General features: G+C 52.7%; 1 protein-coding gene. It reads right to left on the bottom strand.

Annotated features, from left to right (window positions below; translation table 11 throughout):
* Positions 1-992 (bottom strand): elongation factor Tu (gene tuf, locus JCM12308_RS27510; RefSeq protein ID WP_054785765.1); only part of this gene is annotated, 992 nt, incomplete at both ends.

Genomic DNA, 992 nt, shown 5'->3' with positions numbered 1-992 from the left:
CCAGCGCCGACGGTACGACCGCCTTCGCGGATAGCGAAGCGCAGACCATCTTCCATAGCGATTGGCACGATAAGTTCAACTGAAACAGCAACGTTATCACCAGGCATCACCATTTCTGTGCCTTCTGGCAGAGAAACAACACCAGTCACGTCAGTTGTACGGAAGTAGAACTGTGGACGGTAGTTGGTGAAGAATGGGGTGTGACGACCACCTTCTTCTTTGGTGAGGATGTATGCCTCAGCTTTGAACTTGGTGTGAGGAGTAACGGAACCTGGCTTACACAGAACCTGGCCACGCTCAACTTCTTCACGACCAACACCACGGATCAGTGCACCAATGTTGTCGCCTGCTTCACCCTGATCGAGCAGCTTGCGGAACATTTCAACACCAGTAACAGTGGTCTTAGCTGTTTCTTTGATGCCGACGATCTCAACTTCATCACCAACGTGGATGATACCGCGCTCAACGCGACCGGTAACAACGGTACCACGACCGGAGATGGAGAACACGTCTTCGATTGGCATAAGGAATGCCTGATCGCGTGGACGGTCTGGAGTTGGGATGTACTCGTCTACTGCAGCCATCAGTTCAGCGATTTTCTCGGAACCAATGTTTGCATCGCGATCTTCCAGAGCTGCCAGAGCAGAACCAGCGATGATTGGAATATCGTCGCCTGGGAATTCGTAGGAAGACAGAAGTTCACGAACTTCCATTTCTACGAGCTCGAGAAGCTCTTCATCGTCAACCTGGTCAACTTTGTTCATGAAGACAACCAGCGCAGGAACGCCAACCTGGCGTGCAAGCAGGATGTGCTCACGAGTCTGTGGCATTGGGCCATCAGCAGCGTTAACAACGAGGATCGCGCCGTCCATCTGCGCAGCACCGGTGATCATGTTTTTCACATAGTCAGCGTGGCCTGGGCAGTCAACGTGTGCGTAGTGACGAGCGTCGGTTTCGTACTCAACGTGCGCTGTGGAAATGGTGATACCACG

Source organism: Pseudovibrio denitrificans JCM 12308, from assembly GCF_001310815.1.
Classification (GTDB): Bacteria; Pseudomonadota; Alphaproteobacteria; order Rhizobiales; family Stappiaceae; genus Pseudovibrio; species Pseudovibrio denitrificans.
This window is presented reverse-complemented; position numbering and strand designations above follow the sequence as displayed.